This window comes from Pseudomonas sp. TE3895, from assembly GCF_056278855.1.
Genome location: NZ_JBWBQE010000001.1, coordinates 5,100,765 through 5,120,105 on the forward strand (window position 1 = coordinate 5,100,765; position 19,341 = coordinate 5,120,105).

General features: G+C 63.4%; 14 protein-coding genes. 7 read left to right on the forward strand and 7 right to left on the reverse strand.

The genetic code is table 11. The features are described from left to right. Nucleotides 1–16 precede the first annotated feature (16 nt). On the reverse strand, nt 17–544 hold the full coding sequence (locus ACZ889_RS23165; RefSeq protein WP_014859663.1) for a cupredoxin domain-containing protein: 528 nt from the start codon (nt 542–544) through the stop codon (nt 17–19). Between the two features lie 199 nt (nt 545–743). On the opposite strand from ACZ889_RS23165, the gene cinR reads away from it, so the two are divergent. Both cinR and cinS read left to right on the forward strand, forming a co-directional pair. Beyond that, nucleotides 744–1,424, forward strand: a complete 681-nt coding sequence (cinR, locus tag ACZ889_RS23170; protein WP_476257845.1) for a two-component system response regulator CinR — start codon at nt 744–746, stop codon at nt 1,422–1,424. Further along, entirely contained in the window at nt 1,421–2,773 is a 1,353-nt protein-coding gene (gene cinS / locus ACZ889_RS23175) for a two-component system sensor histidine kinase CinS (protein ID WP_180689528.1), read from the forward strand. The genes cinR and cinS overlap by 4 nt, the downstream gene beginning before the upstream one ends. A gap of 39 nt (nt 2,774–2,812) precedes the next feature. Here cinS and ACZ889_RS23180 read toward each other — a convergent pair whose 3' ends face one another. Genes ACZ889_RS23180 through ACZ889_RS23190 form a run of 3 tightly spaced genes read right to left on the reverse strand, consistent with a single transcriptional unit; the run spans nt 2,813 to nt 6,056 of the window. Next, nucleotides 2,813–4,054, reverse strand: coding sequence for a lipoprotein-releasing ABC transporter permease subunit (locus ACZ889_RS23180; protein ID WP_003248806.1), 1,242 nt, complete (start codon nt 4,052–4,054; stop codon nt 2,813–2,815). A 60-nt stretch (nt 4,055–4,114) separates the two neighbouring features. After that, nucleotides 4,115–4,798: a lipoprotein-releasing ABC transporter ATP-binding protein LolD gene (lolD, locus tag ACZ889_RS23185; RefSeq protein WP_014753922.1), complete on the reverse strand. Its 684-nt coding sequence runs from the start codon at nt 4,796–4,798 to the stop codon at nt 4,115–4,117. A 7-nt stretch (nt 4,799–4,805) separates the two neighbouring features. Beyond that, nucleotides 4,806–6,056, reverse strand: coding sequence for a lipoprotein-releasing ABC transporter permease subunit (locus ACZ889_RS23190; protein WP_003248802.1), 1,251 nt, complete (start codon nt 6,054–6,056; stop codon nt 4,806–4,808). A gap of 93 nt (nt 6,057–6,149) precedes the next feature. Between ACZ889_RS23190 and ACZ889_RS23195 the strand changes: the two genes are divergently transcribed. Together ACZ889_RS23195 and ACZ889_RS23200 are read left to right on the forward strand one after the other, a co-directional pair. Continuing rightward, nucleotides 6,150–6,734, forward strand: coding sequence for a PilZ domain-containing protein (locus ACZ889_RS23195; protein ID WP_476257846.1), 585 nt, complete (start codon nt 6,150–6,152; stop codon nt 6,732–6,734). A 31-nt stretch (nt 6,735–6,765) separates the two neighbouring features. Beyond that, nucleotides 6,766–7,482, forward strand: coding sequence for a glycerophosphodiester phosphodiesterase (locus tag ACZ889_RS23200; protein WP_003248799.1), 717 nt, complete (start codon nt 6,766–6,768; stop codon nt 7,480–7,482). A 48-nt stretch (nt 7,483–7,530) separates the two neighbouring features. Here the strand turns inward: ACZ889_RS23200 and sthA are convergent, their stop codons facing one another. From sthA to ACZ889_RS23215, 3 genes are all read right to left on the reverse strand, one after another. Next, nucleotides 7,531–8,925: a Si-specific NAD(P)(+) transhydrogenase gene (gene sthA, locus ACZ889_RS23205; RefSeq protein WP_003248797.1), complete on the reverse strand. Its 1,395-nt coding sequence runs from the start codon at nt 8,923–8,925 to the stop codon at nt 7,531–7,533. Nucleotides 8,926–9,129: 204 nt separating this feature from the next. Next, nucleotides 9,130–10,128: an FAD:protein FMN transferase gene (locus ACZ889_RS23210; protein WP_476257847.1), complete on the reverse strand. Its 999-nt coding sequence runs from the start codon at nt 10,126–10,128 to the stop codon at nt 9,130–9,132. A gap of 180 nt (nt 10,129–10,308) precedes the next feature. After that, the gene (locus tag ACZ889_RS23215) at nt 10,309–11,772 is read right to left on the reverse strand and encodes a glyceraldehyde-3-phosphate dehydrogenase (RefSeq protein ID WP_010953137.1); all 1,464 of its coding nucleotides are present in this window, start codon (nt 11,770–11,772) and stop codon (nt 10,309–10,311) included. Nucleotides 11,773–11,939: 167 nt separating this feature from the next. Here ACZ889_RS23215 and mfd point away from each other — a divergent pair, with 167 nt between their 5' ends. Genes mfd through ACZ889_RS23230 form a run of 3 tightly spaced genes read left to right on the forward strand, consistent with a single transcriptional unit; the run spans nt 11,940 to nt 19,293 of the window. Beyond that, a complete protein-coding gene (mfd, locus tag ACZ889_RS23220; RefSeq protein ID WP_012053155.1) occupies nt 11,940–15,389 on the forward strand; it encodes a transcription-repair coupling factor in 3,450 nt (1,149 codons plus the stop codon). A gap of 9 nt (nt 15,390–15,398) precedes the next feature. Beyond that, nucleotides 15,399–15,971 carry a CsiV family protein gene (locus tag ACZ889_RS23225; RefSeq protein WP_003248789.1) on the forward strand — a complete coding sequence of 191 codons (573 nt, stop codon included), beginning with the start codon at nt 15,399–15,401 and terminating at the stop codon, nt 15,969–15,971. A 4-nt stretch (nt 15,972–15,975) separates the two neighbouring features. Further along, entirely contained in the window at nt 15,976–19,293 is a 3,318-nt protein-coding gene (locus ACZ889_RS23230) for a DEAD/DEAH box helicase (RefSeq protein ID WP_476257848.1), read from the forward strand. Nucleotides 19,294–19,341: the final 48 nt, after the last annotated feature.

Sequence of the window (19,341 nt, forward strand, 5' to 3'; positions counted from 1 at the left end):
CGCCTTGCAGGGCCAGTCACTCAATGGTCAATGCCCCCACCATACCCGCCTGGTAATGCCCCGGCACGTTGCAGGCAAACTCGATGGGCACCGTTTGGCGGAAGGTCCAGGTCAGCTCGGCGCGTTGGCCGGGCATAACCATCACAGTATTGCCACCCCCGTGACCATGGCCATCGCCGTGGTCCATCATTTGGCCGTGGCTCATCATCTTGCCGTGATCCATGCCTTCGTGGTTCATCGCCTGGGTGAACATCTTGCCTTGCATGGCAACCATTTCCTTCTGGTGTTCGGCATGCATGGCCTTGTCGCCCAGGTTGAATTCGTGCGGCAGGTTGCCCTCGTTGACCAGCACGAAGCGCACCGTCTCGCCGGCTTTTACCTGCAGGCTTTTGGGCTCGAAGGCAATGTCCTTGAGCACCACGTTGACCGTGCGGGTGGCCTTGGCCGCCGGGGCAGGCTCGCCAAAGGCGAAGCTCTGCGCCTGGCTAGCGACAGCCGGCAGGCTGCCCAGGGCAAGGGTGGCGGCAATGAACAGGTGTTTCATGATGACTCCGGGAATACACAGCAGGATGAAGCCACATTAGCCGGGGCGACTGGCAGTTACCTGACAGGCACATTACAACTTCGTCAGTTTGGGCGAGCGGGCACATCGTCACGTATCATTTCACCCACCCCATTATCCCTGTGCTAGCGGTAAAGCGACGCCATAGGCTACGCACAATCTTTCAGAATATGGACAGTGCATGAAACTGCTGATCGTCGAAGACCAGGCCCGCACCGGCCAGTACCTGAGCCAAGGCCTGAGCGAGGCCGGCTTTGCCACCGAGTTGGCTACCGATGGCGAGACCGGCCAGTTCCTCGCCCTGACCGGCGACCACGACCTGCTGATCCTCGACGTGATGCTGCCTGACCGCGACGGCTGGCAGATTCTTCAGGCCGTGCGCCAGGCAGGCCTGGATACGCCAGTGCTGTTCCTGACCGCCCGCGACGCCGTCGAGGATCGCGTGCATGGCCTGGAACTGGGCGCCGACGACTACCTGGTCAAGCCGTTCGCCTTTTCCGAACTGCTGGCCCGGGTACGCAGCCTGCTGCGCCGTGGCACCAGCCCGAGCCAGGACACGACCCTGAGCCTGGCCGACCTGCGCCTGGACCTGATCCGCCGCCGCGCCGAGCGCGCCGGGCTGCGCATCGACCTGACCGCCAAGGAATTCTCACTCCTTGAGCTGCTGCTGCGCCGCCAGGGTGAGGTGCTGCCAAAATCGCTGATCGCCTCGCAGGTGTGGGACATGAACTTCGACAGCGACACCAATGTGATCGAAGTGGCCATCCGCCGCCTGCGCCTGAAGATCGACGACCCGCACCCCAACAAGCTGATCCACACCGTACGCGGCATGGGTTACGTACTCGAAGAGCGCACCGAGTGATGCGCCGGGTTTCCCTCGGTAACCGCCTGGCCCTGCTGTTCGCCGCCTGCACCGCCACTGTCTCGCTGGGCGCCGGCCTGCTATTCAGCCGGGCCAGCGAGCAGCACTTCGTCGAACTTGACCAACAACTGCTGGACTCGCGCCTGTCCTTGTTTCGTACGCAACTGGCTGATGTCAGCACGGCTGATGAGCTCCAGGCCCGCCTGCCTGCCCTGCGCGATGAACTGAGTCACCAGGCCGACCTGGCCTTGCGTATCAGCGCCAGCAATGGCGCCACTTGGTTCGAAAGTCGCAGCGGGCTGCCGCAAGCAGCGCTGGCCACCGGGCTGGCCACCCTGCATGCGCAAGGCATCGACTACCGCAGCCTGTCCGTGCCCCTGAAACAGGGCACCATGCAGTCGCCGCGACTGACCCTGTACCTCGACATCACCCACCACCAGCACTTCCTGCAGGGCATGCAACGGCTGATCTGGCTGACGGTCGGCCTGTCGGCGCTAACCACCGCACTACTGGGTGCCTGGGCCGCCCGCAGCGGCCTGCGCCCATTGCGGCAGATGGGCCAGGTGGCCGCCAGCGTGTCAGCGCGTTCGCTCACCACCCGTCTGCCGGTGGCGCAGATGCCCGAAGAGTTGGCCGAGCTGGCCAGCAGCATGAACGCGATGCTGCAGCGCCTGGACGATGCCTTCCAGCGCCTGTCAGCGTTCTCGGCCGATATCGCCCACGAGTTGCGTACGCCGCTGTCCAACCTGCTGACCCACACCCAGGTCACCCTCACCCGCCCACGTAGCCTCGAAGAATACCGAGAGGCGCTGCATGGCAACCTGGAAGAACTGCAATGGATGGCGCAGATGATCAACGACATGCTGTTTCTGGCCAAGGCCGACCACGGCCTTCTGGTACCGGGGCACGCGCCTTTGGCGCTGCATGACGAGGTGGATGCACTGCTGGAGTACTACGCGCCTCTGGCAGAAGACAACGACGTGCAGATGCTGCGCGAGGGTGAAGCGGTGCTGCACGGCGACCGGCATATGCTGCGCCGGGCGCTGTCCAACCTGCTGGACAACGCCATGCGTTTTACCCCGGCAGGAGGACAGATCAAGGTAACCCTGGGGCCGGGGCCGACGATCAACGTGGCCAATACCGGGCTGGCTATCGACCCGGCCGCTCTACCGCGGCTTTTCGACCGCTTCTACCGGGTGGACCCGGCGCGGCGGGAAGGCAGCAGCGAGCATGCGGGGTTGGGCTTGGCAATTACCCGGTCGATCGTGCAGGCCCATGGCGGGTGCATACGGGCGGAGTGCGAGGGTGGGTGGACCCGATTCGTGATCGAGTTCGCTCAAGATCGGTAACCCTGGGGCGCTTTACGCCCCCAGGATCTCAGGCAAACATCAAACCGCCAGGCCAATCGCCGGCTGCACCTGCGACGCCCGGTAGGCCGGGTAAAGGGTCGCCAGGAAACTCATCACCAGGCCGGCGGTGCAGATGATCGCCACATCCCCCCACTGCAACTGCGACGGCAAGCTGCTGACGAAGTACACATCCGACGTAAAGATGTGCTGCCCGCTCACCCGCTCCAGCCAGCCGACGATCTGGCTCACATTGAACGCCGCAATCACGCCCAGTACGCCACCAATCAGCGTGCCGACAATGCCGATCAGGCTGCCCTGGACCATGAACGTGCCCATGATCTGCGCCGGCGTGGCGCCCAAGGTACGCAGGATGGCAATGTCCGGCCCCTTGTCGTTCACCACCATCACCAGGGTGGCGATGATATTGAACGCCGCTACCGCGATGATCATCATCAGCAACAGGCCGATCATGGTCTTTTCCATCTTCATGGCGCTGAACAGGCTGCCCTGGGTATGCGACCAGTCATCGGCCCGGTAGGCGTCCCCAAGCCCGGCAGCAATCGCCTTGGCCACCTGCGGAGCGGCATACAGGTCGTGCAGCTTAAGGCGCACACCTTGCACCTGGCCCGGCGCCCAGCGCTGCATCTCAGCTGCATCAGCAACATGGATATAGGCCTGCGACCCATCCAGCTCGGCGCCGACCTTGAAGATGCCGACCACGGTGAGGCGCTGCATGCGCGGGGTGATGCCACCCGGTTCCTTGCTGATTTCCGGCACGATCAAGGTCAGCTTGTCGCCGGTGTTCAGGCGGAAGCGGCGTGCGGTCAGCTCACCGATAACCACACCAAACTCACCGGGCTGCAAGCCCTGCAGACGGCCCTGGACGATGTGCTGGCCAACGATGGAAACCTTGCCCTCCTCGGCCGGGTCGATACCACCCACCTGGATCGGCTGCATGGCGCCCTTGTACGACAGCATGCCTTCCATCTCGGTAATCGGCGCCACAGCCATCACCGCCGGATTCTTCATGGCGGCGTCGGCCACCTTGTGCCAATCGTCCAGCGGCTGCACGCCCAGGATGGCGGCATGCGGCACCAGGCCGAGAATGCGCGAGCTCATTTCGCGCTGGAAGCCGTTCATCACCGACAGCACCACGATCATCGCCAGCACGCCCAGCGACAGGCCGATCATCGAAGTCATCGAAATGAACGAGATGAAGTGGTTGCGACGCTTGGCTCGGGTGTAGCGCGCGCCGATAAAGATGGGCAAGGGTCTGAACATGTACGAAATCACCCAATGGAAACAGGAAAACGGGGCAGCACCTGCCACCCCGGCAGTCGATCAGATGGCCACCAGGTGGCCATCGTCGAGCTTCAGCACACGGTCCATCTGCCGCGCCAGGTTGAGGTCGTGGGTGACCACCAGGAATGCCGTGCGCGAAGCGCTGGACAGCTCCTGCATCAGTTCCTGGATGCCCTGGGCGGTATGGTGGTCGAGGTTACCGGTCGGCTCGTCGAGCATCACCAGGCCGGGGCGGTTGACCAGCGCCCGGGCGATCGCCACACGCTGGCGCTCGCCGCCGGAAAGCTCGGCCGGCTTGTGGTTCAGGCGGTGGCCCAGGCCTACCCGCTTGAGCAGCGCCTCGGCACGCTCCCGGGCCTCGGGGATGGGCGTTCGGCCGATCAGCAGCGGCATGCACACGTTCTCGATGGCGGTGAATTCCGGCAGCAGGTGGTGGAACTGGTAGACAAAGCCCAACTCGCGGTTGCGTAGCAGGCCACGGGCACGCTCGCCCAGTGCCGACAACTCTTCGCCAGCCAGCCACACACTACCCTGGGTCGGCCGGTCGAGGCCGCCCAGCAGGTTGAGCAAGGTACTCTTGCCCGAGCCGGAACTGCCAACGATGGCCACCCGCTCACCGGCCTGCAGTTCCAGGTTGAGCCCGGACAGCACCTGCACCGACTCCGGGCCCTCGTCGTAGGACTTGCCCAGGTTGCGGCAACTCAGAACGGCTTTATCACTCATGCGCGACTCACTCATAACGTAGCGCCTCTGCAGGCTGGGTGCGGGCCGCACGCCAGGCCGGATACAGGGTGGCGAAGAAACTCAGGACCAGTGCCGCACCGCAGACCATGTACACGTCCTGGGCCAGGATCTGCGACGGCAGGTAATCGATGAAGTACACGTCGGCGTTGAGGAACTTGTGGCCGATCAGTGTCTCGATGCCGGCGATCGCCGCGCTCACGTTCAGGGCCGCGAAGATCCCGACGACGGCGCCGATCAGGGTACCGATCACCCCGATCACCGTACCCTGGACCATGAAGATGAGCATGATCTGCCCGGGCGTGGCGCCCAGGGTGCGCAGGATGGCGATGTCGCCGCGCTTGTCGTTGACCACCATCACCAGGGTGGAAATGATGTTGAACGCCGCCACCGCCACGATCAGCAGCAACAGCAGGCCGATCATGGCCTTTTCCATACGGATCGCCTGGTACAGGTTGCCGTGGGTACGGGTCCAGTCACGGCTATAGAACTCCTGTTCGCCCAGCTGCTGGGCGATGCTCCAGGCTACGCGCGGCGCCTGGAACAGGTCGTCGAACTTCAGGCGCAGGCCCTGGACCTGGTCGGGCTTCCAGCGGTGCAGGCGGGACAGGTCGCTGATGTTGGTCAGGCCCAGGTAGCCGTCGATCTCCCCCGCGCCAACGTGGAAGGTGCCGACCACGGTGAAGCGCTTCATGCGCGGGAACATGCCAGCGGGGGTCACGCTGACCTCGGGGGCAACGAAGGTGAGCTTGTCGCCGATGGCAACGCCCAGCTTGGCCGCCGCCTTGTCGCCGATCATGATGCCCCACTCGCCCGGCGCCAACTGGTCCAGGCGGCCTTGCAGGACGAAGTTGTCGATGATCGACACCTCGCGCTCGCGAGCGGGGTCGATGCCGTTGAGCAGCACCTTCTGCACCTTGCCATCATGGGTCAGCAGGCCCTGCATCTGGGTGAACGGCGCAACCGCTACCACCTGCGGATTCTGCTTTACTTGTTGGGCAAGGGCCTGCCAGTCGGCAATGGGCTGGCCGCTCTCCAGCGTGGCATGGGGAATCATCCCCAACACGCGGGTGCGCATCTCGTGGTCGAAACCGTTCATCACCGACAGCACCACGATCATTACCACCACGCCCAGGGCGAGGCCGATCATCGAGGTCAGGGAAATGAACGAGACGAAGTGATTGCGACGTTTGGCACGGGTATAACGCGTGCCGATGAATGCGAAAAGAGGTCTGAACATGTCGGGGCTTGTTCGGATGAAAGGGAACGTCCTTGTGGCGAGGCGCCTACGGCGGCTTTACACTCGGACCACCGCCGCTACCTTGGGTTCGCCATGACGACATTAGACGAAGAAGATCGCCGCGAATACTACCGCATCGAAGATCGGATCGCACTTCAAATAAGCCCCCTTAGCGCGGCCGAAGCCCTTGAACCAGATGTGTTGCAAGATGATTCGCCGTTGTTCAACCTGCTCAGCGAGCTGCACCTGGCCGACTTCGAGTCGCAACACCTGTTGCGCCAGCTAAGCGACAAGGACCGCACCCTCGCCGCGTTCCTGCGGGCACAGAACAAGCGCCTCGACTTGCTCAGCGCGGTGGTTGCACAAACCCTGCTTGGCGAGGTCGGCGAGCCGCTGCCGGTGGTCATTTCCGAAGGCGGCATTGAATCCGCCCAAGCCACACAGATTGCCCCCGGCACCCGGGTGAAAGTGAAAATGGTGCTGATGCCGCGCGCCCATGGCCTGCTGCTGCGCGGCAAGATCACCCATTGCGACCCTCGCCCGGAGGGCGGCTTCGAAGTCGGCACCGAGTTCATCGACATGACCGATGCCCAACGACAACTGCTGGCGCGTTACATCCTGCAGCGCCAGCAACAGCAACGGCGCCAGCAGCTGGAACTGAACGACCCCGCCTCCTGAGCCAATTTCTCCCTGATTTGAAGGAACGAACGTGACCCTGATCTACGGCCATCGCGGCGCCAAGGGCGAAGCACCCGAGAACACCCTGAAGAGCTTTCAGCAATGCCTGTCCCATGGCGTGACCCGCTGCGAGCTGGACCTGCACTTGTCATCCGACAACGAACTGATGGTCATCCACGACCCCACCCTCAAGCGCACCACGGGCCGGCGCGGCAAAGTGGTCGAGCACCCGGCCGCCGAACTGGTCAAGATCGATGCCCGCAAAGGCGGCCCGGGCCATGTGCAGCCCTGCCCGATCCCGAAACTGGAAGAGCTGTTCGAAAAATGCCCGTTCGAACACTGGCAACTGGAGGTGAAAAGCGCCTCGCGCACCCGCGCGGCCACCACCGTCCTGGCGATCCGTGAACTGGCCCAGCAATATGGCCTGCTGGACAAGGTGACCATCACCTCCAGCTCACGCGAAGTACTGGGCGCCGCCCTGGAACTGGTGCCAGACGTGAAGCGCGGGCTGGTGGCCGAATACGCCTGGCTCGATCCGCTGAAGGTGGCACAGAACTACGGCTGCGAACTGCTGGCATTGAACTGGACGCTGTGCACCCCCGAGCGCCTGCTCAAAGCACAGGGCCAGGGTTTGCATGTGTCGGTGTGGACGGTCAACGAGCCGGCACTGATGCGCCGGCTTGCTGACTTTGGTGTGGACAGCCTGATTACAGACTTTCCCGGTTTGGCCAAGACCACCCTCGGGTAGGGTTGAAATCGGTCTCTCCGACCGGCTCAGGCCACCGGTCGGAGCCGCTCAAAAAAGCCGGTTCAGGCCGTCATAGGCAGCTACCCGATAGGCTTCGGCCATGGTCGGGTAGTTGAACGTGGTGTTGACGAAGTACTTCAGGTTGTTCTGCTCACCCGGCTGGTTCATGATCGCCTGGCCAATGTGGACGATCTCCGAAGCCTGGTAGCCGAAGCAATGCACGCCGAGGATTTCCAGGGTTTCGCGGTGGAACAGGATCTTCAGCATGCCCTGCGGCTCGCCGGCGATCTGCGCACGCGCCATGCTCTTGAAGAAGGCCTTGCCCACTTCGTACGGCACCTTGGCCTGGGTCAGCTCCTGCTCGTTCTTGCCGATCGAGCTGATTTCGGGAATGGTGTAGATACCCGTCGGCACGTCGTTGACGAAGCGCCAGCTGCCGTTATCGACAATGCTGCCAGCGGCCGACCGGCCCTGGTCATGGGCGGCACTGGCCAGGCTTGGCCAGCCGATCACGTCGCCGGCACCGTAGATGTTCGGCACGGTGGTACGGTAGGCCTCGTCGACCTCGATCTGGCCGCGGCTGTTCACCTTGATGCCGATGTTTTCCAGGCCCAGCTTGTCAGTGTTGCCGGTACGGCCGTTGCACCACAGCAAGGCGTCGGCCTTGATTTTCTTGCCCGACTTGAGGTGCAGGATCACCCCGTTGTCCAGGCCTTCGACGCGCTCGTACTCTTCGTTGTGGCGCACGGTGATGTTGTTGTTGCTGAAGTGGTAGCTCAGCGCCTGGGAAATTTCCGAGTCGAGGAAGCTCAGCAGCTGGCCACGGTTGTCGACCAGCTCGACCAATACGCCCAGGCCACTGAAGATCGAAGCGTACTCGCAACCGATCACGCCGGCACCGTACACAATCAGCTTGCGCGGGGTATGGCTGAGGCTGAGGATGGTGTCGCTGTCGTACACGCGCGGGTGGTGGAAGTCGATGTCGGCCGGGCGGTAGGGGCGCGAGCCGGTCGCGATGATGATGTGCTTGGCGTTGAGCTTCTCGACCACGCCATTCGGGCACACCACTTCCACGGTTTGCTCGTCGGCAAAGCTGCCAGTGCCGAAGAACACGTCGACACGGTTACGGGCATAGTAGCCGGTGCGCGATGCCACCTGCTTGGCGATGACCTTTTCGGCGCTTTTCAGCACGTCCGGGAACGAGAACCAGCGCGGCTCGCCGATGGCACGAAACATCGGGTTGGTGTTGAACTGCATGATCTGCCGCACCGAGTGACGCAGTGCCTTGGACGGAATGGTACCCAAGTGGGTGCAGTTGCCACCGACCTGGCGACGGTCATCGACCATCGCTACCTTGCGCCCTGCTTTGGCGGCATTCATTGCCGCGCCTTCACCGGCCGGGCCGGAACCCAGCACCACTACGTCGTAGTTGTAGACAGCCATGCGTACTCCTTCAGAACTGGCCCGCAAGCCACGGTCGCTCGCGGGGCACGATCATGCCGCCGGGGCGCCATGAGAAAATTCGGGTGCAGTCTAATCAACCCTGAACGCCGCGCACATTAACCCTTGGTCGCGTCGTAGGCCAATTTTGCCCGCACTACATATGCTTCACCCATTCCGTGGCGGCAATCATCCCTGCTTGTGCTTTCACTGGCCTTTCACTGCCCGTTCGAACGCGGGCGTAGCTCGGGAGACGAAGCCTCCCTCTGCTCGAGTCACCAAAACCGCAGCCAAGTCATGCGCCACGGCAAAATCCCAGCCTTGCTGTGGGCCCAGGATGAGTAGCAGCGTCGAATAGCCATCGGCCAGCAGTGCTGAGGCGTCCAGCACCGTAACGGCAGCCAGGTCATGTTCGACCGGGCGCCCGAGGCGGGCATCGAAGGTGTGCGAATAGCGCCGGCCATTCTGCTCGAAATAGTGCCGATAGTCACCCGAGGTTGATACTGAAAGGCTATTGACCGGGATGATCTGGCGGGCGATTTGACGGTCTTCGCGGGGCAGTTCCAGGGCAATACGCCAAGGGCTGCCGTCAGGCTTGCGGCCAACCGCCTTCAGCTCGCCAGTGGCCTCGGCGACAAAACTGCTGACACCCATGGCCTGCAGGCGCGCAGCGATCAAGTCGACAGCATGGCCGGCGACGATGCTGTTGAAGTCGAGCTGCACCGGGGCATCCTTGCACAGGGCTCGACCTTTGACGCGCAGGTGCTGGTAGCCCACACGCTGGCGTACCTGGGCCAGTGCCTGTGGTTCGGGCACCTGCTGGTGACGGGCCTGAGGGCCGAAGCCCCACAGGTCGAGCAAAGGCTCTACCGTGAGGTCGAAGGCGCCATCGCTCTGCTCGGCAAGGTGCTGGCCCAGGCTGACCAACGCGAGCATGTCAGGCGGCAGGGCCAGGCACTGGCCGGCAGGTAAGCGGTTGAACTGGCTTACGATGGAATCGCCGCGGTAGGTCGAGTAGTGGTGGTCGATGTCGTGCAGAATGGTTTCCACCGCCCTCTGCACCAGGGCCGGCTCCGGGCCACCAGGCTCGCGGACATACTGGATGCTGTAGCTGCTGCCCATGGTCGGGCCACCCAGGCGCTCCAGGGTGGGGCCCTGGTTGCAGGCGGTGAGTAGCAGCAGAATGAACAGTAGGGCTGTGCGCACAGTAGGGTTTCTCGGTTGCCGGTGCTGGCCTCTTCGCGGGTAAACCCGCGCCTACAGGGGCAGCGATAATCCTGTAGGCGCGGGTTTACCCGCGAAAGGGCCAGCACTGACAACACACATTCAGAATAAAAAAAAACGGGAACCCGAAGGTTCCCGTTTTTTCATTGCCTTACAAGCGAATCAGCGTGGAAACGCTGGCGGGTTCACACCAGCCATGTCTTCCATCACACGAACCACCTGGCAGCTATAACCGAATTCGTTGTCGTACCAGACGTACAGAACAACGCGGTTGTCGTTGGCGATGGTCGCCTCTGCGTCAACCACACCGGCATGGCGCGAGCCGACGAAGTCGGTCGAAACCACTTCCTGCGAAGCCACGTAGTCGATCTGCTTGTGCAGCTCCGAGTGCATGGCGGTCTGGCGCAGGTACTCGTTGATCTCGTCACGGGTGGTGGCCTTTTCCAGATTCAGGTTCAGGATGGCCATCGAAACGTTCGGCGTCGGAACACGAATCGCGTTGCCGGTCAGCTTGCCCTTCAGCACTGGCAGTGCCTTGGCAGCAGCGGTGGCGGCGCCGGTTTCGGTGATTACCATGTTCAGCGGCGCGGCACGGCCACGGCGGCTGCCCTTGTGGAAGTTGTCGATCAGGTTCTGGTCGTTGGTGAACGAGTGAACGGTTTCGACGTGGCCGTTGACGATGCCGTACTGGTCGTTGATGGCCTTGAGCACCGGCACGATGGCGTTGGTGGTGCAGGAGGCCGCCGAGATGATCTTGTCATCGGCAGTGATGTCACCGTGGTTGATACCGTGCACGATGTTCTTCAGCGCGCCCTTGCCAGGTGCGGTGAGGATCACGCGGGCAGCACCCGGGCAGGCCAGGTGCTGGCCCAGGCCGTCGGCGTCACGCCATACGCCGGTGTTGTCGACAATGAGCGCATTGTCGATGCCGTACTGGGTGTAGTCGACTTCGCTCGGGCTCTTGGCGTAGATAACCTGGATCAGGTTGCCGTTAGCGGTGATGGTGTTGTTGGCTTCGTCGATGGTGATGGTGCCATCGAACGGGCCGTGCACCGAGTCACGGCGCAGCAGGCTGGCACGCTTGACCAGGTCGTTTTCGGCGCCTTTGCGCACGACGATGGCACGCAGACGCAGGCCGTCACCACCACCGGTCTTCTCGATCAGGATGCGCGCCAGCAGGCGGCCGATGCGACCGAAGCCGTACAGGACAACGTCGGTGCCTTTGCGCGCCGAAGCGTTCTGCTGACCGACCACGTCGGCCAGCTCTTCACGGACGAACTGCTCGGCAGTGCGGCCATTGCCTTCCTGCTTGAACTTGTTGGCCAGCTTGCCCAGGTCGACCGATGCCGCGCCCAGTTTCAGCTCGCTCATGGCCTTGAGCAGGGGGAATGTCTCGTGGACGGACAGTTCGGTTTCGTCGGTTTGGCGGTGGCGCGCAAAGCGGTGCGCCTTGAGGATCGAGATAACCGAACGGTTGATCAGGCTGCGGCCATAAATCGAGCTCACCACATTGTTATTGCGGTAGAGCTGACCGATAAGCGGGATCATCGCTTCAGCCAGGGCTTCACGATCAATCCACTCACCAAGACACTGGTCGGGCTTCTGAGTCACGGGAACCTTCCACATGTAGGGACAGAAAAAAGGGGCTACATTATGACGCCCCAACGCGGAACCGGCAATGAGTGCCTGTCACAGTGACGCAAGCCAGCGTTCATGCCCTTTCGAGCCTGACAGCCGGCACTGTCACCGGTACAATCGGTCTCTTTGCCGCAACGCTTGGAGTGCAATCTCCCGTGTCAGTTCTGCGCCTACCGCAAATGTCGGCCACGGCCGGCAAACAAACCTGGGGCAACCTGCCCGGTGCCGCCCTCAGCCTTGCCATCGCCGAAGCCGCCAGCAGCGCTGGCCGCTTCACCCTGCTGCTGACGGCCGACAGCCAGGCCGCCGACCGTCTGGAGCAGGAGCTGCGCTTCTTTGCCCCAGACCTGCCAGTGCTGCCGTTCCCCGATTGGGAAACCCTGCCCTACGACCTGTTCTCGCCGCACCAGGACATCATCTCCCAGCGCATCGCCAGCCTGTACCGCCTGCCGGAGCTGAGCCACGGCATCCTCGTGGTGCCGATCACCACCGCCCTGCACCGCCTGGCACCCACGCGTTTTCTGCTGGGCAGCAGCCTGGTGCTGGATGTGGGCCAGACCATCGACGTGGAACAAATGCGCCTGCGCCTGGAGGCCAGCGGTTACCGTTGTGTCGACACCGTCTACGAGCACGGCGAGTTCGCCGTGCGCGGCGCGCTGATCGACCTGTTCCCGATGGGCAGCAAACTGCCCTACCGTATCGACCTGTTCGATAATGAGATCGAGACGCTGCGCACCTTCGACCCCGAGACCCAGCGCTCGATCGACAAGGTGGATTCGGTGCGCCTGCTGCCGGCACGCGAATTCCCGATGCAGAAGGAAGAAGTGACCCGCTTCAAGGCACGCTTTCGCGAGCGCTTCGACGTCGACTTCCGCCGCAGTGCAATCTTCCAGGACCTGGCCAGCGGCATCATCCCCGCCGGTATCGAGTACTACCTGCCGCTGTTCTTCGAAGAAACCTCGACCCTGTTCGACTACCTGCCGACCGACACCCAGGTGTTCTCGCTACCCGGTGTGGAACAGGCCGCCGAGCACTTCTGGAACGACGTGCGCGGGCGCTATGAAGACCGCCGCGGCGACCTCAGCCGGCCGCTGTTGCCGCCGGCCGAGCTGTTCCTGCCGGTGGAAGATTGCTTCGCCCGGCTCAAGCAGTGGCCCCGGGTGGTGGTCAGCAGCGAAGCGCTGGAGCCTGGCGTGGGCCGCGAGCGCTTCCCGGCGCGCGCCTTGCCCAACCTGGCCATCGAGGCCAAGGCCAACCAGCCGCTGGCCGAGCTGGCCAACTTCCTCGACCAGTTCCCCGGCCGCGTGCTCTTCACCGCCGAATCAGCGGGCCGCCGGGAAGTGCTGCTGGAACTGCTCGAACGGCTGAAGCTGCGCCCGCATACCGTCGAAGGCTGGGACGATTTCATTACCGGTGCCGAGCGCCTGGCGATCACCATCGCCCCGCTGGACGACGGCCTGCTGCTGGACGATCCAGGGCTGGCCCTGATTGCCGAAAGCCCACTGTTCGGCCAGCGGGTGATGCAGCGCCGGCGCCGTGACAAGCGCGGCGAAACCGCCAACGACGCGGTCATCAAGAACCTCACCGAGCTGCGCGAAGGTGCGCCGGTGGTGCACATCGACCATGGTGTCGGCCGCTACCTGGGCCTGGCCACCCTGGAAATCGACGGCCAGGCCGCCGAATTCCTGACGCTGGAATACGCCGAGAACGCCAAGCTGTATGTGCCGGTGGCCAACCTGCACCTGATCGCCCGCTACACCGGCAGCGACGACGCCCTGGCACCGCTGCACCGGCTGGGTTCAGAGGCCTGGCAGAAGGCCAAGCGCAAGGCTGCCGAACAGGTCCGCGACGTGGCCGCCGAACTGCTCGACATCTATGCCCGCCGCGCCGCGCGCAAGGGCTACGCGTTTGCCGACCCGTCCGCCGACTACGCCACCTTCAGCGCCGGCTTCCCGTTCGAGGAAACCCCGGACCAGCAGGCCGCCATCGAGGCCGTGCGCGCCGACATGCTGGCACCCAAGCCAATGGACCGCCTGGTCTGCGGCGACGTGGGCTTCGGCAAGACCGAAGTGGCCATGCGCGCGGCGTTCATCGCCGTGCACAGTGGCCGCCAGGTGGCCGTACTGGTGCCCACCACCCTGCTTGCCCAGCAGCATTACAACAGCTTCCGCGACCGCTTTGCCGACTGGCCCGTGACCGTGGAAGTGATGAGCCGCTTCAAATCGGCCAAAGAAGTGGCCGCCGCCGCCGCGGACCTTGCCGAAGGCAAGATCGACATTCTCATCGGCACCCACAAGCTGCTGCAGGACGACGTACGCTTCAAAGACCTGGGCCTGGCCATCATCGATGAAGAGCACCGCTTTGGCGTGCGCCAGAAAGAACAGTTGAAGGCGCTGCGCAGCGAGGTCGATATCCTCACCCTGACCGCCACGCCGATTCCGCGCACGCTGAACATGGCGGTGGCGGGCATGCGCGACCTGTCGATCATCGCCACGCCGCCAGCACGCCGCCTGTCGGTGCGCACCTTCGTCATGGAACAGAACAAGAGCACGGTCAAGGAGGCGCTGCTGCGCGAACTGTTGCGCGGTGGCCAGGTGTATTACCTGCACAACGATGTGAAAACCATCGAAAAATGCGCCGCCGACCTTGCTGAACTGGTGCCCGAGGCACGCATCGGCATCGGCCACGGGCAAATGCGCGAACGCGAGCTGGAACAGGTGATGAGCGATTTCTACCACAAGCGTTTCAACGTGCTGGTGGCCTCGACCATTATCGAAACCGGTATCGACGTGCCCAGCGCCAACACCATCGTCATCGAGCGCGCCGACAAGTTCGGCCTGGCGCAGCTGCACCAGCTGCGTGGCCGGGTTGGCCGTAGCCACCACCAGGCCTACGCCTACCTGCTCACACCCACCCGTCAGAAGGTGAGCGCCGATGCCGAAAAACGCCTGGAGGCGATCGCCAACACGCAAGACCTTGGCGCAGGCTTTGTGCTGGCCACCAACGACCTGGAAATCCGTGGTGCCGGCGAGCTGCTGGGCGAAGGCCAGAGCGGGCAGATCCAGGCAGTGGGCTTCACCCTGTACATGGAAATGCTCGAACGTGCGGTCAAGGCAATCCGTAAAGGTACCCAGCCGAACCTTGAGCAACCCCTGGGTGGCGGCCCGGAGATCAACCTGCGCCTGCCGGCACTGATCCCCGAGGACTACCTGCCTGACGTGCATGCGCGCCTGATCCTGTACAAACGCATTGCCTCGGCTGCCGACGAAGAGGGCCTCAAGGACTTGCAGGTCGAGATGATCGACCGCTTCGGCTTGCTGCCAGAGCCGACCAAGAACCTGATGCGCCTGACGTCACTCAAGCTGCACGCGGAAAAGCTCGGCATCAAGAAAGTCGATGCGGGGCCCAACGGTGGCAAGCTCGAGTTCGAAGCCGAAACACCGGTCGACCCACTGACCCTGATCAAGCTGATCCAGGGTCAACCCAAACGCTACAAGTTCGAAGGCGCCACCCAGTTCCGCTTCCTGGTACCGATGGAACGCCCCGACGAACGTTTCAATACCCTGGAGGCGCTGTTCGAGCGCCTGACCCCACAGCCTGCCTAAGGAAGACTCATGCGTGCCATCCGTTGCCTGACCCTGCTGCTGGCGCTGTTCGCCCCAGCGGCCTTCGCCGAAGGCCTGTATCAGGTAGAAATGATTCTGGTGCGGCAGAACAGCGTGCCCGCCTTCACCAGCCCGTTCGCCCCCGAAGACTGGAGCGCTGGCGCCCCACGCCTGGCGAAAGAGGCCGAGCGCCCCCCAGCACTTGAAGATGAAGCCACCCGCCTGGAAGCCACCGCCGACTACACGGTGCTGATGCACAAGGCCTGGCAACAGCAGGTGGGCAGCGAACCCAGCCGCATCGCCTTGGGCGAAGGCACCGAACAGTTCGGGCACTTCCCTATCGAAGGCAACCTGAGCATCGCTGAAGGCCGCTTCATCACCGTCGAGGCCAACTTCTGGGTCAACCAGTTGGATGGCAACGGCAACGTGCTGCAAAGCGAGCAGTTCAGGCAAAGCAACAGCAACGTCAAGGGCGGCCAGCTGACCTTTCTCGACGGCGGGCACCTGGCGGTGCTGCTGAAGGTGACCCCACCAGGCACACCGAAAATGCCGGTGATGGACCCGGAGATGATGGAGCAGTAAGCCCATGAAGGACGATGCCGCCGAAATGGTGAACGCCTATCCGAACTGGATTCAATCGTTCAGCAAAGCTGCCCTGCAGCGCGGTGAGCGCTATGCCGAGGAAGGCAGGGCCGAACTGGAAGGCATTCATGGGCCAACCATAACGGCCAGTTGCCAGGGGAGCGGCAACAACCACTACCGGCAACACATCAAGTTGCACGTAGCGGGCGGCCGGTGCCATGTGCGCGGTGACTGCGATTGCCCGGTACGGCAAAACTGCAAGCATTGCGCCGCTGTCCTTTTCTGCGTCAGCGAGCGCTTTTCCAGCAGTAAGGACACGCAAGCCAACCCGGGCGCCTTGTCCGCCGAACTGCAGCACTGGTTGAGCGGCCTGGAGCAGGCCCCACCCAAGACCGACGCGACCGAAGACAAACGCGGGCGCATGGTGTGCTATCAGCTGCAGCTCACCGACGATGCGGGCTGCGCCCTGCTTGTGCGCAAGGGCACGCGAACGGAGGACGGCATCCGCTTCAGCCGCGTCCAGTCCCTTTACGATTTCCTCTACGAGCCACCGCGCTTCGTAACAGACGAAGACATCCGCATTCTGCGCCTGCTCTCGGCCCTGAATCAGGGCGGCGGCCAGGATCGCGGCTACCGACTGAAGGGCCATGAAGGTGGCGAGCTGTTCCAGCGCGCCCTCGAAACCGGGCGGATGTTCTTCGACACCGACCTCCCCCTGCTTCATGAAGGCCCGGTGCGCCACGCCGAGTTTCGCTGGGTACGCCTGGACAACGGAAATTACCGGGGGCGGTGGTACAGCGGCGAAGCGATGCTGCGCTGCGTCATCCCGCTGCTGCCGCTTTACTACCTGGACCTGCCGACCCGTGAAGTGGGCAAGGTCGAGCACAGCCTGGATCCCCACGTCGCCGTACAGCTGACTATTGCACCCGACGTGCCGGAACACCTGGTCGTACCCCTGAGCCACAAGCTCAATGCCCTCAGCCATAAGGTGCCGACCCCGACGCAAGTGCAGGAGCAGGTGCTCGATAACATCCAGCCAAAGCCCCTTCTTGCTCTCGGCAGCCTTGAATACACCGCCTACATGCCGAAAACCGGTCGCATGCAACGGCAAATGCAACACCGCGCCGCATTGGCGTTCGATTATGACGGCTTGCAGGCCAGCGGCACCGACGAAAAGCCGCTGACCCGCCTGGCAGGCAGCACCAGCCAGCGCATTCGCCGCCAGACTCAAGCCGAGCAGGCGCTGCGCAAGGTGCTGCGCGATTTCGGCTTCAAGCCCGCCACACGGCAGAGCAAGGCCCTACCCGACAGCGCCGGCGAAATGCACCAGTTGCCTGACGACGAAGCCTGGCTGCGCTTTGCCCGCGAAGGCCTGCCGCGCCTGCGCGAAGCCGGCTGGGACATCGATATTCACCGCGACTTCGCCTTCAACCTGCAGGAGGTGGACGACTGGTATGCAACCATCGACGAAGCGCCTGGCCATGAATGGTTCGACCTGGAACTCGGCATCGTGGTCGATGGCCAGCGCCACAGCCTGCTGCCGATCGTGTTGCACCTGCTGCGCAGCAGCCCGGAGCTGCTACGCCCTAGCGAACTGGCCCGGCGCAGCGATGATGAACACCTGCTGATCGACCTCAATCGCGGCCGTCTCGATGCCCCGGCTTTGCGCGTCGCCCTGCCCTATGGCCGCATCAAGGCAGTCATGGGCACCCTGGGCGAGCTCTACCTGCACGAGGACACTGCAGGCCCGTCCCTGCGCATGGAGCGCGCCGACGCCGCGCGCCTGAACGAAATAGAAGGCCTGCCCCTGCACTGGGAAGGTGGCGAGCACGTACGCGATCTGGGCCGGCGCCTGCGCGATGCCCGGGACCTGCAGGTAGAACCGCCCACAGGGCTGCAGGCCAGCTTGCGCCCCTATCAGCAGCAAGGCTTGAACTGGCTGCAGGCCCTGCGCGAGATGGGTACCGGCGGCATCCTCGGCGACGACATGGGCCTGGGCAAGACCCTGCAGGCCTTGGCCCATCTGCTGCTGGAGAAACAGTCCGGGCGCCTGAATGCACCGGCCCTGGCAGTCATGCCGACCAGCCTCATACCCAACTGGCTGGACGAAGCCCAGCGCTTCGCCCCCGACCTGCGCGTCCTGGCACTGCATGGGCCGGGGCGCAGCAAGCACTTCACCAAACTCCATGAGTACGATCTGGTCCTGACCACTTACGCCCTGATGCCACGCGACCTGGAACAGCTGCGCCCCCAGGCCTGGCACGTGCTGATACTGGACGAGGCGCAAAACATCAAGAGCAGCAGCAGCAAGGCTGCCCTCGCCGTCTGCGAGCTACAGGCCGGGCAGCGTTTGTGCCTGACCGGCACACCGATGGAAAACAACCTGGGCGAACTGTGGTCGATCTTCCACTTCCTGATGCCCGGCTGGCTGGGCGACCTGAAGCGCTTCAACCAGGATTACCGCAACCCAATCGAACGCCACGGTGACAGCGAGCGCATGGCCCACCTGGCCAGCCGCATCCGACCGTTCCTGCTGCGCCGCACCAAGGAGCAGGTGGCCACAGAACTGCCGGCCAAGACCGAGATGGTGCACTGGGTCGAGCTCAGTGATGCCCAGCGCGATACGTATGAAGCCGTGCGAGTGGCCATGGACCAGAAAGTCCGCGACGAAATCGCCCGCAATGGCGCCGCACGCAGCCAGATCGTGATCCTCGATGCGTTGCTCAAGCTGCGCCAGGTGTGCTGTGACCTGCGCCTGGTCAAGGGGGTAGAAAGCAAAGGCAACCAGGCCGACAAGGGCAAGCTGGGTGCGCTGCTGGAGATGCTCGAAGAACTGCTCAGCGAAGGGCGCCGGGTGTTGTTGTTCTCACAGTTCACCTCGATGCTGGCGCTGATCGAGCAGGAGCTTGAGAAGCGCAAAATCCGTTACAGCCTGCTGACCGGTGATACTCGCGACCGTCGCACGCCAGTGCAGCAGTTCCAGCGAGGTGAAAGCGAAGTGTTCCTGATCAGCCTCAAGGCAGGGGGCGTAGGCTTGAACCTGACGGCGGCGGACACCGTGATCCACTTCGACCCCTGGTGGAACCCGGCCAGCGAAAACCAAGCTACCGACCGTGCCTACCGCATCGGCCAGGACAAGCCGGTGTTCGTGTTCAAGCTGATTACCCGGGGTACGGTGGAAGAGAAGATCCAGTTGTTGCAGCAGGAAAAGGCTGCATTGGCGGCCAGCCTGCTGGACGGCGGGCAGGCTGGGCAATGGCGGCTTGGCGATGAAGAAATCGAGGCCCTGTTTGCGCCATTGCCCGGAAAGCGCGGGCGGTAGACCAAAAGCGGATACAGCCTGTGCGGACCTCTTCGCGGGCAAGCCCGC